The organism is Micromonospora sp. WMMB482, assembly GCF_019038635.1.
GTDB lineage: Bacteria > Actinomycetota > Actinomycetes > Mycobacteriales > Micromonosporaceae > Micromonospora > Micromonospora marina.
Window position 1 is genome coordinate 3,281,431 of sequence record NZ_JAHOPD010000020.1, and the last position, 13,702, is coordinate 3,295,132.

Here is a 13,702-nt window from a genome sequence, read left to right on the forward strand (position 1 = left end):
TGCCGGGAGGGCACCCGGACGGGGACCGGTGCCGGAGCTGTGGCCGGATCCATGTCAGTTCCCGACCGGCGTGCCGGCGCGCATTTCCGGCGGGCCGGCCGCGGCGGGCGCCGGCACCTCGTCGGAGATGACCGCGCCGCTGAACTGCGCCCGGTAGAGCCGGGCGTACGCGCCTCCGGCGGCGACGAGCTGGTCGTGGGTGCCCTGCTCGACGATCCGGCCCTGCTCCATCATCAGGATCAGGTCGGCGTCGCGGATGGTGGACAGCCGGTGCGCGATGACGAAGCTCGTCCGGTCCGAGCGCAGCGCCGCCATGGCGCGCTGGAGCAGCACCTCGGTCCGGGTGTCCACCGAGCTGGTTGCCTCGTCCAGGATCAGCAGCGACGGTTCGGCCAGGAACGCCCGGGCGATGGTGATGAGCTGCTTCTCCCCGGCGCTGACGTTGCTGCCCTCCTCGTCGATCACCGTGTCGTAGCCGTCCGGCAGGCTGCGGACGAAACGGTCCACGAACGTCGCCCGGGCGGCGGCGACGATCTCCTCCTCGGTGGCGTCCGGCCGGCCGTAGGCGATGTTGTCCCGGATGGTCCCGCCGAACAGCCAGGTGTCCTGGAGCACCATGCCGATCCGGCCGCGCAGGTCGTCGCGGCGCATCGTGGAGATGTCCACCCCGTCCAGCGTGATCCGCCCGGCGTCCAGCTCGTAGAACCGCATGACCAGGTTGACCAGTGTGGTCTTGCCGGCGCCGGTGGGACCGACGATGGCGACCGTGTGGCCCGGCTCGGCGACCAGCGACAGGTCGTCGATGAGCGGCTTCTCCGGGTCGTACCGGAACGACACGTGCTCGAACTCGACCCGCCCGTGCGGGTCGGCGACCCGGGCCGGCTCGGCCGGGTCGGGGCTCTGCTCGTCCGCGTCGAGCACGGCGAAGACCCGCTCGGCCGAGGCCACCCCGGACTGCAGCAGGTTGGCCATCGACGCGACCTGGGTGAGCGGCTGGGTGAACTGCCGCGAGTACTGGATGAACGCCTGCACGTCACCGAGGCTCATCGAGCCCGACGCGACCCGCAGGCCGCCGACCACGGCGATCGCGACGTAGCTCAGGTTCCCGATGAAGAACATCGCCGGCATGATCAGCCCGGAGACGAACTGCGCGCCGAAGCCGGCCCGGAACAGCTCCTCGTTCTTGGCGTGGAAGGCGGCCTCGACCTCCTTCTGCCGGCCGAAGACCTTGACCAGTTCGTGCCCGGTGTACGCCTCCTCGATCTGGCCGTTCAGCTCGCCGGTGTGCCTCCACTGGGCGATGAACTTGCCCTGCGACCGCTTGGCGATCTGGCCGGTGACCACCACCGACAGCGGCACCGCGACGAGCGCGACGACCGCCAGCAGCGGCGAGATCCAGAACATCATCCCGAGTACGCCGACGACGGTGAGCAGCGACGTGAGCAACTGGCTCAGCGTCTGCTGGAGCGTCTGCGACACGTTGTCGATGTCGTTCGTGACGCGGCTCAGCAACTCACCGCGGGGCTGCTTGTCGAAGTAGGGCAGCGGCAGCCGGTTGAGCTTGTCCTCCACGTCGGCGCGCAGCGTCAGCACGGTGCGCTGCACCACCCCGTTGAGGACCCAGCCCTGCGCCCACTGGAGAATGCTCGCGCCGATGTAGAGCACGACAGCGAACGCCAGCACCCGGCCCAGCGCGGCGAAGTCGATGCCGGTGCCCGGGATCACGTCCATCCGGGCCAGCATGTCGGCGAAGTTGCCGTTGCCCTCGGCGCGTGCCGCCTCCGCCGCCGCCTCGGTGGTGGTGCCGGGTGGCAACTGCCGCCCGATCACCCCGCTGAAGATGATGTCGGTGGCATGGCCGAGCACCTTCGGCCCGATGACGCTGAGCCCGACGCTGGCCAGGGCCAGCGCGAGCACGCCGGTGAGCTGGAGCCGGTACGGCCGCAGCCGCCCCAGCAGCCGGCGTGCCGACGGCCCGAAGTTCATCGCCTTCTCGGCCGGCATGCCCATGCTCATGTGCGGCGGGCCGCCGCCGGGACGCCGCCCGGCCGGTGGCAGCCGCGTCGGTTCGTTCTTCTGCTGCGGTACCGACGACGTCATCAGGCAGCCACCTCCGCCGTCTGCTGCGACGCGACGATCTCGGCGTACGTGGGGCAGCTCTCCAGCAGTTCCTCATGTCGTCCCATCCCGACGACACCCCCGTCCTCGAGCACGATGATCTGGTCGGCGCCGACGATCGTGGAGACCCGCTGGGCCACGATCACCACCGCCGCGTCCGCGGTGACCGGCTTGAGGGCGGCCCGCAGCCGGGCGTCCGTGCCGAGGTCGAGCGCGGAGAAGGAGTCGTCGAAGAGGTAGATCTCCGGCTTGCGGACGAGCGCCCGGGCGATGGCCAGGCGTTGCCGCTGGCCCCCGGAGACGTTGGTGCCGCCCTGCGCGATCGGCGCCTCCAGCCCGCCCGGCATCTCGGCGACGAAGTCGCGCGCCTGGGCGATCTCCAGCGCGGCCCACAGGTCGGCGTCGGTGGCGTCCGGGTTGCCGTAGCGCAGGTTGCTGGCAACGGTGCCGGTGAACAGGTACGGCCGCTGGGGCACCAGTCCGATCCGCCGCCACAACTCGTCCGGGGCCAGGTTCCGTACGTCCACGCCGTCCACCAGGACGGCGCCGGCGGTCGGGTCGACCAGCCGGGGGACGAGCGTCAGCAGCGTGGTCTTGCCGGCGCCGGTGGAACCGATGATCGCTGTGGTCCGGCCCGGTTCGGCGCGGAACGAGATGTCGTGCAGCACCGGGGCGCTCGCGCCCGGGTACTGGAATCCGGCGCCGCGTAGTTCCAGCTCGCCCCGGCCGGTGACCTCGGTGACCGGGTCGGTGGCCGGCACCACCGACGAGTCGGTGTCCAGCACCTCCTCGATGCGCTCGGCGCAGACCGCGGCCCGGGGCACCATCATCAGCATGAAGGTGGCCATCATGACCGCCATCAGGATCTGCATCAGGTACTGCAGGAACGCGGTGAGCGCGCCGACCTGGATCTGACCGGAGTCGACCCGAGCGGCGCCGAACCAGAGCACCGCGACGCTGGAGACGTTCAGCACCAGCATCACGATCGGGAAGATCAGCGCCTGGAGCCGCCCGATCCGCAGCGCGGTGGTGGTCAGGTCGGTGTTCGCGACCCGGAAACGGTCGGTCTCGTACGGCTCACGGACGAACGCCCGGACCACGCGGATGCCGGTGATCTGCTCGCGCAGCACCCGGTTGACGGTGTCGATCCGGGTCTGCATGAGCCGGAAGCCCGGCACCATCCGGCGGATGATCAGGCCAAGCGCGACGGCGAGCACCGGTACGCAGACCAGCACGAGCCAGGAGAGCCCGACGTCCTCGCGCAGCGCCATCACCACGCCGCCGACGCTCATGATCGGCGCGGCCACGAGCATGGTGCAGCTCAGCAGCACCAGCATCTGCACCTGCTGGACGTCGTTGGTGTTGCGGGTGATCAGGGACGGCGCTCCGAACCGGGCGACCTCGCGGGCGGAGAAGCTGTTGACGCGCCGGAAGATCGAGCCGCGTACGTCGCGGCCGAACGCCATCGCGGTCTTCGCGCCGAAGTACACGGCGGCGATCGAGCAGGCGATCTGGAGCAGACTGACCAGCAGCATCCACCCGCCCGTACGGATGATCTGGTCGGTGTCGCCGACGGCGACGCCCCGGTCGATGATGTCGGCGTTCAGGCTCGGCAGGTAGAGCGAGGCGATGGTGCCGACGAACTGGAACGCCACCACGGCGGCCAGCCATCGTCGGTACGGGCGCAGATGTGTGCGGAGCAGGCGGATCAACACGGATGGCTCCCCGTCGGCGGCTCGGTGTCGGACTCGCTGTCCCGGTTCAACCGACGGAGGTCCCCGTCGGACATGCCGGTGATGATTTCGATCAGGAACTGGCGGATCACCGCCCGGTTGGCCGGGTCGGCGTCGACCGACGTCAACGGCCGGTCGCTGTGGATCATGTCGATGATGGCGCGGGCGTGCTCCTCGCCCTTGTCGGTCAGGGCGAGCCGGACCGTGCGGCGGTCCTCCGGAGCGCGACGGCGGTTGACGAAGCCGTCGCGTTCGAGCGTGTCCACGATGCCGGTGAGCGTGGCGGGCCGGACGAAGCACAGCTCGGCCATTTCCCGGTGGCTCACGTCGCCGGAGCGGAGGAGGATCATCAGAACCCGCATGCCGGCGGACGTGAGCCCGTGATGTTCGGCCAGGTAACGCCCCCAGTGCTGCTCGACGACGTGACCGGCGATCGAGATCAGCCGGCCGAGTGGCGCGTGGTGCAACGCGTCGGGAAAGCGGACGAGCGGGCCCATGTTCACGAGCGTCAGATTAGCCCCCGAATCATCAGGGCCCAAACTATTTCTGAGAATCTCCTCAGCCGCGGTCGGCGCGCGCGGGCTGCCGGGTCTGCGGCAGCTCAGCCGCCGAGGGCCACCGCCAGCGCGGCGGCCACGAACACGGCTTGGAGCACCGTACGCACGCCGAGCGGCGTCACCGGGCGGCCGGCGAGCGTGAGGCGACGCCGCGCCGCTGACATGTTCGCGGGAACATGGCGAGCATCAGCAGTGCCAGCCCGGCTGCCGCCGGGCGCGCGGTGGCCGGGAGCAGCAGGGCGAGCGCGCCGGCGAGTTCCAGTACGCCGGTCACGGTGACCAGCAGGTCGGGCCGGGGAAGCGACGGCGGCACCATCGCGATCAGGTCGCCCCGGCGGGACGCGAAGTGGGCCACGCCGGTCAGGACGAACATCAGCGCCAGCCCGGCCCGCAGCGCGGGGTGCCACCCGTCCAGGGCGTCCACGCCGAGCAGGCCGGCGATGCGGGCCAGCGCGGTGCCGGCGAGGAGTGCGATCAGGGGTGCCATCGTGTCGATCCCTCCGACGAGCATCTTGTCAGCGACAAGATTGCCTGCGGCATGCCATCTTGTCAATGACAAGTTAGGGTGGCGGCATGGCCTCGTATCACCACGGCGACCTCCGTCGCGTCCTGCTCAGCACCGCGGCCGACGCGATCGCCGAGTCCGGGCCGGCCGCGCTGAGCCTGCGTGAGCTGGCCCGGCGGGCCGGGGTCTCGCACGCCGCGCCCGCGCACCACTTCGGCGACAAGGCCGGGCTGCTCACCGCGTTCGCCACCCAGGGCTTCGACCTGCTCGCCGACGCCCTGCGGCAGGCCGGGGACGACCTGCTCGACACCGGCGTGGCCTACGTCGGGTTCGCGGTGCGGCACCGGGCACACTTCGACGTCATGTTCCGGCCCGAGCTGTACCGGGCCGACGACCCCGAGCTGGTCGCCGCGCGCGCCCGGTCCGGCGAACTGCTGCGCGGCGGCGTGGCCCGGCACACCGGGCAGGAGCCGGACGCCGACGCGCTCGCGGCCTGGTCGATCGTGCACGGCTTCGCCACGCTCTGGCTCTCCGGCGCGCTGCCGCCCCGCGTGGGCGACGACCCGGAGGCCGCCGCCCGTACCGTGATCAGGCGGTTGTTCGGCTGAGCCGGCGGGCCGGCGTCACCAGCTCGTCGGCAGCGGCATCCCCTCGGTGTACCCGGCGGCGCTCTGCACGCCGACGAGCGCCCGCTCGTGGAACTCGTCCAGGCTGCGCGCGCCCGCATACGTGAACGCGCTGCGTACCCCCGAGATGATCTCGTCGATCAGATCCTCGACGCCCGGCCGGTTCGGGGCCAGGTACATCCGGGCCGAGGAGATGCCCTCCTCGAAGATCGCCTTCCGGGCCCTGTCGAACGCGCTGTCCTCGGCCGTACGGGCGCTCACCGCACGCGACGACGCCATGCCGAAGCTCTCCTTGTAGCGCCGCCCGTCGGCGTCGGTGTAGAGGTCGCCCGGGGACTCGTAGGTGCCGGCGAACCAGGAGCCGATCATCACGTTCGAGGCACCCGCCGCGAGCGCCAGCGCCACGTCCCGCGGGTGCCGTACGCCGCCGTCGGCCCAGACGTGCCGCCCCAGCGAACGGGCCGCCGCCGCGCAGTCGAGCACCGCGGAGAACTGCGGACGCCCCACGCCGGTCATCATCCGGGTGGTGCACATCGCGCCCGGGCCGACGCCCACCTTCACGATGTCCGCGCCCGCGTCGACCAGGTCGCGTACGCCGTCCGCGGTCACCACGTTCCCGGCCGCCACCGGCACCGGCGGGTCCAGCCGGCGGACCGCCCGCAGCGCCTGGAGCATGCGCTCCTGGTGCCCGTGCGCGGTGTCCACGACGAGCGTGTCCACCCCGGCCTCCAGCAGCGCGGCGGCCTTGCCGGTGACGTCACCGTTGATGCCCACGGCGGCGGCGATCCGCAGCCGGCCCCGGTCGTCCACCGCCGGCTTGTAGAGCGTGGCGCGCAGCGCGCCCTGCCGGGTCAGCACCCCGACCAGGCGGCCGTCGCCGTCGACCACCGGCGCGATCCGTCGCCGGCCCGCCGACAGCCGGTCGAATCCGGTACGCGGGTCCGCGTCCGCCCCGACGGTATGCAGCTCGGTCGACATCACGTGCCGGAGCTGGGCGAACCGGTCCACCCCGACGGTGTCCGCCTCGGTCACCACGCCCATCGGCCGGCCGTCCGCGTCGACCACGACCACCGCGCCGTGCGAGCGCTTCGGCAGCAGGTGGATGGCGTCGCCGACGGTGTCGGTCGGGCCGAGCGTGATCGCCGTGTCGTGCACCAGGTGCCGCCGCTTGACCCAGCCGACCACGTCGGCGACGACCTCGATCGGGATGTCCTGCGGGATCACCGCCACCGCGCCGCGCCGGGCCACGGTCTCGGCCATCCGCCGGCCCGCGACGGCAGTCATGTTCGCCACCACCAGCGGGATCGTCGTGCCGGTCCCGTCGGTGGTGGCCAGGTCGACGTCGAGCCGGGAGCCCACCTCGGAACGGTTGGGCGCCATGAAGACGTCGTTGTAGGTCAGGTCGTGCGCGGGGACCGCGCCGTGAAGGAACCGCACCCGGCCATCATTCCCGCCCGGCGGCGCTCCCGCCTCCGGTGGTGGCTCAGACCACCCCGCCCCGCGCTGTTAAGAAGGGGCCCCTTCTCTACCGCACGCGTTAAGAAGGGGCCCTTCCTTACACCTCAGGCGATGGTGCAGATCGCCGCGCCGGCGGTGATCACCGCGCCGACCTCGGCCGCGAGCCCGCTCACCGTGCCGGCCTTGTGCGCGTGCAGCGGCTGCTCCATTTTCATCGCCTCCAGCACCACGACCAGGTCGCCCTCGGCCACCTCGTCGCCGTCGGCGACGGCGATCTTCACGATCGTGCCCTGCATCGGCGAGGTGAGCGTGTCACCGCTGACCGCGGCGCCCGCCTTGCCCCCGCCACCCCGGCGGGCCGGCTTCTTCGCGGCGGGCGCGGCTGCCGCCGTACCCGCGCCGAGCCCGGCGGGGAGGACGACCTCCAGCCGCTTGCCGCCCACCTCGACCACGACCGTCTCGCGCCCGGCCGGTTCGTCGGCGGGGCCGGCGGCGGCGGTGAAGGCCGGGACGGTGTTGTCCCACTCGGTCTCGATCCACCGGGTGTGCACGGTGAACGGCTCGGCGGTGAACGCCTCGTCGCGGATCACCAGGCGGTGGAAGGGCAGCGCTGTGGCCATGCCGTCGACCACCATCTCGTCGAGCGCCCGGCGGGCCCGCTCCAACGCCTCGGTACGCGTCTCGCCGACGATGATCACCTTGGCCAGCAGCGAGTCGAAGTTGCCGCCGATCACGTCGCCGGCCGAGATGCCGGTGTCCACCCGCACCCCGGGCCCGGAGGGCAGGCGCAGGGCGGTGACGGTGCCCGGGGCGGGCAGGAAGTTGCGGCCCGGGTCCTCGCCGTTGATCCGGAACTCGATGGCGTGCCCGCGCGGCGTCGGGTCCTCGGTGAAGCGGAGCTTCTCCCCGTCGGCGATGCGGAACTGCTCGCGCACCAGGTCGATGCCGGCGGTCTCCTCGGTCACCGGGTGCTCGACCTGGAGCCGGGTGTTGACCTCCAGGAACGAGATCGTGCCGTCCACGCCGACCAGGTATTCCACGGTGCCGGCGCCGTGGTAGCCGGCCTCGCGGCAGATGGCCTTGGCGCTGTCGTGGATCTGGGCCCGCTGGGCGTCGGTGAGGAACGGCGCGGGCGCCTCCTCGACCAGCTTCTGGTGGCGGCGCTGCAACGAGCAGTCCCGGGTGCCCACCACGATCACGTTGCCGTGCTGGTCGGCCAGCACCTGCGCCTCGACGTGGCGCGGCTTGTCCAGGTAGCGCTCGACGAAGCACTCGCCCCGGCCGAACGCGGCGACCGCCTCGCGGGTGGCCGACTCGAACAGGTGCGGGATCTCCTCCATGGTGCGGGCGACCTTCAGGCCGCGCCCGCCACCGCCGAAGGCGGCCTTGATGGCGACCGGCAGGCCGTGGTCGACGGCGAACGCCATCACCTCGTCCGCGTTGCCCACCGGGTCCGGGGTGCCGGGCACCAGCGGCGCGCCGGCGCGCTGCGCGATGTGCCGGGCGGTCACCTTGTCGCCCAGGTCGCGGATCGCCTGCGGGGTGGGGCCGATCCAGGTCAGCCCGGCGTCGAGGACGGCCTGGGCGAAGTCGGCGTTCTCGGAGAGGAAGCCGTAGCCGGGGTGTACCGCGTCCGCGCCGGCGCGGGCCGCTACGTCGATCAGCTTGTCGATGCGCAGGTAGCTGTCGGCGGCGGTGTCGCCGCCGAGCGCGTACGCCTCGTCGGCGAGCGTGGCGTGCAGGGCGTCCCGGTCGGAGTCCGCGTAGACGGCGACGCTGGCCAGCCCGGCGTCGCGGCAGGCGCGGATGACGCGGACGGCGATCTCGCCGCGATTGGCGATGAGAACCTTGCGCACCTTGTGGCTCCTCCCGGTCGTTGCCGGGAGTTTAGCGGCCGGGCTGCGGAGCCTAACGATCGCTCAGTGTGGGATGCGGCACTGTAGTCAAACTTGGTTATTACGCTTGCCCCGTGTCGGCGACGCGGATGATGATTCTCGGCCTGGTCAGGTGGATGCAGCCGGTGCACGGCTACGACGTGCGCCGCGAACTGCTCAGTTGGAGCGCGGACAAGTGGGCGAACGTGCAGCCCGGCTCGATCTACCACGCGCTGCGCAAGCTCGCCGACGAGGGCCTGCTGCGGACCGTCTCGGTCGAGCAGGTGGGCGCCCGCCCGGCGCGCACCACGTACGAGGTGACGCCGAAGGGGGAGGACGAGTTCGAGACGCTGCTGCGGGCGCAGTGGTGGGAGATCAACGAGCCGCCGGACCCGTTCGTCGCGGCGTTCTGCTTCCTGCCGGCGATGCCGCGCGAGGAGGCCGCGGCGGCGCTGCGCAACCGGGCGAACCTGCTCCGGGCCGGGGTCGAGTCGATGCGTGCCTCGCTCGACTCGGACTGGGTGCGCACCCGCAAGCCGGTGCACGTCGGGTGGATGTTCGAGCTGTGGCTGGCCCGCGCCGAGGCGGAGACGGCCTGGTGCGAGCGGATCGCGGAGCGGATCGAGGCGGGAGTGTCGTACCTGCCCGATGGGATGGAGCGTGCCGAGGGCTGGTCGGGCTGGACCGACGGAACCCGATGACACGACATAATCAACGTTGACCAAAAGAGCTATATCGCGTTAGCCTCAGCGGGAATCGCGGGGGATTCGTGCGTCCTCGCGGACGATCGGCGGCCGCTCAGGTCCGCCCGGACGACCAGGAGCAGAAATGATCGAGACCAGGGGGTTGCGGAAGTCGTACCGCTCCCGCGCGGGTCGCGAGACGAAGACCGTGGACGCGGTCCGCGGCGTCAACCTCGACGTCGCAGCGGGGGAGATCTTCGGTTTCCTCGGGCCCAACGGCGCCGGCAAGACCACCACGCTGCGGATGCTCGCCACCCTCATCGAGCCGGACGGCGGCGAGGCCACGGTGGCCGGCGCCGACCTGCGCAAGGACCCGGCCGAGGTGCGCCGCCGGATCGGCTACGTGGCCCAGGGCGGCAGCACCTGGGACGAGTCGAGCGCCCGCGAGGAGCTGGTGCTCCAGGCCCGCCTCTACGGCATCGGCAAGGCCGAGGCGCACCGCCGGGCCGAGCGCGCGCTCGAAGCCTTCCAGCTCACCGAGTACGCCGACCGCAAGACCAAGACCTACTCCGGCGGGCAGCGCCGGCGCGTCGAGATCGCGCTCGGCATCATCCACGAGCCGAAGATCGTCTTCCTGGACGAGCCGACCACCGGCCTCGACCCGCAGAGCCGCGCGCACATGTGGGACGAGATCCGCCGGCTGCGTACCGAGGGGATGACCGTCTTCATCACCACGCACTACCTGGACGAGGCGGACGCGCTCTGCGACCGCATCGCGATCATGGACCACGGCGAGGTCGTCGCCGAGGGCACACCGGCCGAGCTGAAGCGGGAGATCTCCGGCGAGGTGGTGATCGTCGGCCTGGACGCCGCCACCACCCCGCGCGCCGCCGAGCTGTTCGACACCGAGGCGTACGTGAGCAAGCTGGAGACCGTCGACGAGGGCGGCCTGCGCCTCTACGTCGACGAGGGCGCCACCGCCATCCCGCAGGTGCTGCGCCGCCTCGACCACGCCGGGCTGGACCTGCGCTCGATCGAGCTGCACCGCCCCAGCCTCGACGACGTCTTCCTCACCAAGACCGGCCGCTCGCTGCGCGAGTCCTGACCCCCGGAGAAGCTGTCATGAAACTCGCCCGCGACACCTGGCTGATCTTCCAGCGCCAGACGCAACTGCTGCTGCGCAACCCGGTATGGATCTTCGTCGGCGTCTTCCAGCCGGTGATGTACCTGCTCCTGTTCGCCCCGCTGCTCAAGCCGGCGCTGAACGCGCCCACGCAGGCCGCCGCGTACAAGATCTTCGTGCCCGGCCTGCTCGTGCTGCTGGCCATCTTCGGCGGCCTGTTCCAGGGTTTCGGCCTGATCGCCGAACTGCGCGCCGGCGTGATCGAACGCTCCCGGGTCACCCCGGTCAGCCGGCTCGCCCTGCTGCTCGGCCGCTCGTTGCGCGACGTCGTCTCGCTGATCGCGCAGGCGATCATCATCACCCTGCTGGCGCTCGCGTTCGACCTGCGCGTGTTCATCGGCAACCTGCTCCTGGCGTACCTGATGCTCGCCCTCATCGCGCTGATGACCTCGGCCGTCTCCTACGGCATCGCGCTGAAGGTCAAGAGCGAGGACGCGCTCGCCCCGCTGATGAACACCGTCGCGCAGCCGGTGCTGCTGCTCTCCGGCATCCTGCTTCCGCTCACCTTCGCCCCCGGCTGGCTCCAGGGCGTGGCCAAGTGGAACCCGTTCTCCTGGGCGGTCGAGGGCACCCGCGCGCTGTTCAACGGCGACCTCGGCAACGACCGCGTCTGGCAGGGCCTCGGCATCATCGCGGTGCTCGCCGCCGCGGGCGTGTTCTGGGCCGCCCGCCAGTTCGCCCGCAGCGTGAGATGAAAGGAAGGGCCCCCTTTTAACGCCTCCGGTAGAGGAGGGGGCCCCGCTTAACACACGCAACGAGAGCTGCCTCTCACTCACGGCGGGGCACCGGCGGCGCGCGCGTAGCGTAAGGCCGGTGCCCCGCCTCACCCGTGACCGGATCACCTGGCTGACCTACGCCCAGCTCGGTCTGTGGGGCTTCTTCCTCTACGGTTTCGGCCCGGTCGTGCCCCTGCTCCGCGACGAACAGGGCACCAGCGCCGCCGTCGCCGGCCTGCACAGCACCGGCATCGCCGTGGGCGCGCTCGCCGGCGGCGCGCTGTTCGCCCCGGTCGCCCGCCGCCTCGGCCGCGGCCCGGCCATCTGGCTCGGCCTCGCCGGCGTCGCCGCCGGCGTCTCAGCGCTCGGCCTGCTCCGCCCGCTGCCGGCCACGCTCGCCGCCGTCGCGTTCGTCGCCACCTTCGGCATGATGGTCGTCAGCGGCGTCAGCGTGGTGCTCACCGCCCGGCACGGACCCGCCGCCCCCGCCGCGCTCACCGAGGCCAACGCGGCCTGCGCCGGCATGGGCATCCTGGCGCCGCTGACCATCGGCGCCACCGTCGACGCCGGTCTCGGCTGGCGACCGCTGATGGCCGTCGAGGTCGGCCTGATCACGCTCGTCGCGCTCGCCGCTCTGACGTTCCGGGTACGCGTGCCGCAACGCGCCCCCGCTGCCGCGGCTGCCGGTGCGCCGATCCCCGTCGCCGCCTCCACCCGGGTACCCGCCGTCCCCGCTTCCGGGGTGGCCGAGGCCGCCGTGCCCGCTTCGGTCGTTCCCGCTTCCGGGGTGGCCGAGGCCGCCGTGCCTGTTTCTGCCGTCCCCGCTTCGATCGTTCCCGCCTCCGGTGCCGCCGAAGCCGCCGTCCCCGCTCAGTCCGTCCCGGCTTCGGCAGTTCCCGCCTCCGGCGTGCCCGTTTCCTCCGGCTCCGGTGCGGCGGGACGGCTGCCGCGTGCGTACTGGATCGCCTGGGTTCTGATGTCCGTCACCGGCTCGATCGAGGTGTGCCTGTCGTTGTGGACCGCCGACGTGCTGCGGACCCACGCCGGGTTGAGCGCGGGCGGGGCGTCGGCGGCGGTCGCCGCGATCGTCTGCGGCATGTTCGCCGGGCGGATCGCCGGTGGCCGGGCCGCGCTGCGCTGGGCGCCGGTACCGCTGCTGCTCGGCGCGCTCACCGTCTCGATGGCCGGGTTCGCGCTGTTCTGGGGCAGTACGGTCGGCTGGCTCGCGGTCGCCGGGCTGGTCGTGCTCGGGCTCGGCAACGCGCTGCACTACCCACTGGCGATCTCGATCGCGCTCGCCGTCGCCGGTCCGGCCGCGGACAAGGCGGCGGGCTGGTCGGCGTACTCGATGGGTGTGGGTTTCGGGATCGCGCCGGTGGCGCTGGGGTGGGTGGCCGACGGCGTCGGCCCGCACCCGGCGTTCCTGCTGCTGCCCGCGTTCATCGCGGTCGCGGTGCTGCTGACCGTGCGGCTGGGCCGCGCCCTGCCTGCGCCGGTCCGCGCGGCTTGATCGACTCCACTACGGCGAGGTGGCGGCTTCCGGCGATCAGGGATACCGCCATCTCGGCGAGGTTGTGTTCGGCCGGCTCAGAGCACCCGGGCGAGCGTGACCCCGTCGGCGATCGGCAGCATGACCGCCTCGACGCGGACGTCCGCCATGACCGCGTCGTTGAACGCGGCGATCGCCCGGTCGTCGGCGTTGCGCGGAGCCAGCACACGGCCGTCGCGCAGCGTGTTGTCGACCGCGATCACCGTACCGGGACGCATGCGCGGCACCAGCTCGTCCCAGTAGACCGGGTAGCCGACCTTGTCCGCGTCGATGAACGCGAAGTCCAGGTAACGCTCGCGGGGTAGTTCGCGCAGCGTCTCGGCGGCCGGGCCGATGCGCAGCTCGATCCGGTCCTGCACACCGGCGCGCTCCCAGTAGCGCCGGGCCACGCCCGTGTACTCCTCGGAGATGTCGAAGCAGGTCAACCGGCCACCCTCGGCCAGCCCTCGGGCGATCGCCAGCGAGGAGAGGCCGGTGAACGTGCCGACCTCCACCGCCTGCCGTACGCCGAGCAGCCGGGTCAGGAACGTCAGGAACGCGGCCTGTTCGGGTGCGACCTGCATGACCGCCTCGCCGGGCAGGGCCGCAAGAGTCTCCTCGGCCAGGTCACGGACGACCTCGTCCGGGGTGGACCCGTGGGCCACCAGGTAGGCGTGCAGTTCCGGGGTGAGCGGCAGCGGCTTCGTGGTCATGTCCGGAC

At 72.0% G+C, this 13,702-nt stretch carries 11 protein-coding genes and 1 pseudogene; 5 read left to right on the forward strand and 7 right to left on the reverse strand.

Translation table 11 applies throughout. The annotated features are described in order from the left end of the window. Positions 1-54 precede the first annotated feature (54 nt). From KSK32_RS16635 to KSK32_RS16650, 4 genes and pseudogenes are all read right to left on the reverse strand, one after another. Entirely contained in the window at positions 55-2,100 is a 2,046-nt protein-coding gene (locus tag KSK32_RS16635) for an ABC transporter ATP-binding protein (RefSeq protein ID WP_216932040.1), read from the reverse strand. Continuing rightward, complete coding sequence (locus KSK32_RS16640) at positions 2,100-3,833, reverse strand: ABC transporter ATP-binding protein (protein ID WP_216932041.1); 1,734 nt, start codon at positions 3,831-3,833, stop codon at positions 2,100-2,102. Before KSK32_RS16640 ends, KSK32_RS16635 begins: the two co-directional genes overlap by 1 nt. After that, a complete protein-coding gene (locus tag KSK32_RS16645) occupies positions 3,827-4,348 on the reverse strand; it encodes a MarR family winged helix-turn-helix transcriptional regulator (protein WP_216932042.1) in 522 nt (173 codons plus the stop codon). Before KSK32_RS16645 ends, KSK32_RS16640 begins: the two co-directional genes overlap by 7 nt. 104 nt (positions 4,349-4,452) lie before the next feature. Beyond that, positions 4,453-4,895: pseudogene (locus tag KSK32_RS16650) on the reverse strand (DoxX family membrane protein). A gap of 86 nt (positions 4,896-4,981) precedes the next feature. Here KSK32_RS16650 and KSK32_RS16655 point away from each other — a divergent pair. Continuing rightward, a complete protein-coding gene (locus KSK32_RS16655; protein ID WP_216932043.1) occupies positions 4,982-5,521 on the forward strand; it encodes a TetR/AcrR family transcriptional regulator in 540 nt (179 codons plus the stop codon). Positions 5,522-5,536: 15 nt separating this feature from the next. Here KSK32_RS16655 and KSK32_RS16660 read toward each other — a convergent pair whose 3' ends face one another. Together KSK32_RS16660 and KSK32_RS16665 are read right to left on the reverse strand one after the other, a co-directional pair. Beyond that, complete coding sequence (locus tag KSK32_RS16660) at positions 5,537-6,976, reverse strand: GuaB1 family IMP dehydrogenase-related protein (protein ID WP_216932044.1); 1,440 nt, start codon at positions 6,974-6,976, stop codon at positions 5,537-5,539. Between the two features lie 125 nt (positions 6,977-7,101). Continuing rightward, the gene (locus KSK32_RS16665) at positions 7,102-8,853 is read right to left on the reverse strand and encodes a biotin carboxylase N-terminal domain-containing protein (protein ID WP_216932045.1); all 1,752 of its coding nucleotides are present in this window, start codon (positions 8,851-8,853) and stop codon (positions 7,102-7,104) included. 128 nt (positions 8,854-8,981) lie between these two features. On the opposite strand from KSK32_RS16665, the gene KSK32_RS16670 reads away from it, so the two are divergent. The 4 genes from KSK32_RS16670 to KSK32_RS16685 all read left to right on the forward strand — a co-directional run bounded on the left by KSK32_RS16670 (position 8,982) and on the right by KSK32_RS16685 (position 12,963). Then, positions 8,982-9,572: a PadR family transcriptional regulator gene (locus tag KSK32_RS16670; RefSeq protein WP_216936148.1), complete on the forward strand. Its 591-nt coding sequence runs from the start codon at positions 8,982-8,984 to the stop codon at positions 9,570-9,572. A 127-nt stretch (positions 9,573-9,699) separates the two neighbouring features. Further along, on the forward strand, positions 9,700-10,659 hold the full coding sequence (locus tag KSK32_RS16675; protein WP_216932046.1) for an ATP-binding cassette domain-containing protein: 960 nt from the start codon (positions 9,700-9,702) through the stop codon (positions 10,657-10,659). 17 nt (positions 10,660-10,676) lie between these two features. Then, complete coding sequence (locus KSK32_RS16680; RefSeq protein WP_013284036.1) at positions 10,677-11,432, forward strand: ABC transporter permease; 756 nt, start codon at positions 10,677-10,679, stop codon at positions 11,430-11,432. 118 nt (positions 11,433-11,550) lie between these two features. Next, positions 11,551-12,963 carry a sugar MFS transporter gene (locus tag KSK32_RS16685; protein ID WP_216932047.1) on the forward strand — a complete coding sequence of 471 codons (1,413 nt, stop codon included), beginning with the start codon at positions 11,551-11,553 and terminating at the stop codon, positions 12,961-12,963. Positions 12,964-13,040: 77 nt separating this feature from the next. On the opposite strand, the gene KSK32_RS16690 is transcribed toward KSK32_RS16685, so the two are convergent. Then, on the reverse strand, positions 13,041-13,694 hold the full coding sequence (locus KSK32_RS16690; protein ID WP_216932048.1) for an O-methyltransferase: 654 nt from the start codon (positions 13,692-13,694) through the stop codon (positions 13,041-13,043). Positions 13,695-13,702: the final 8 nt, after the last annotated feature.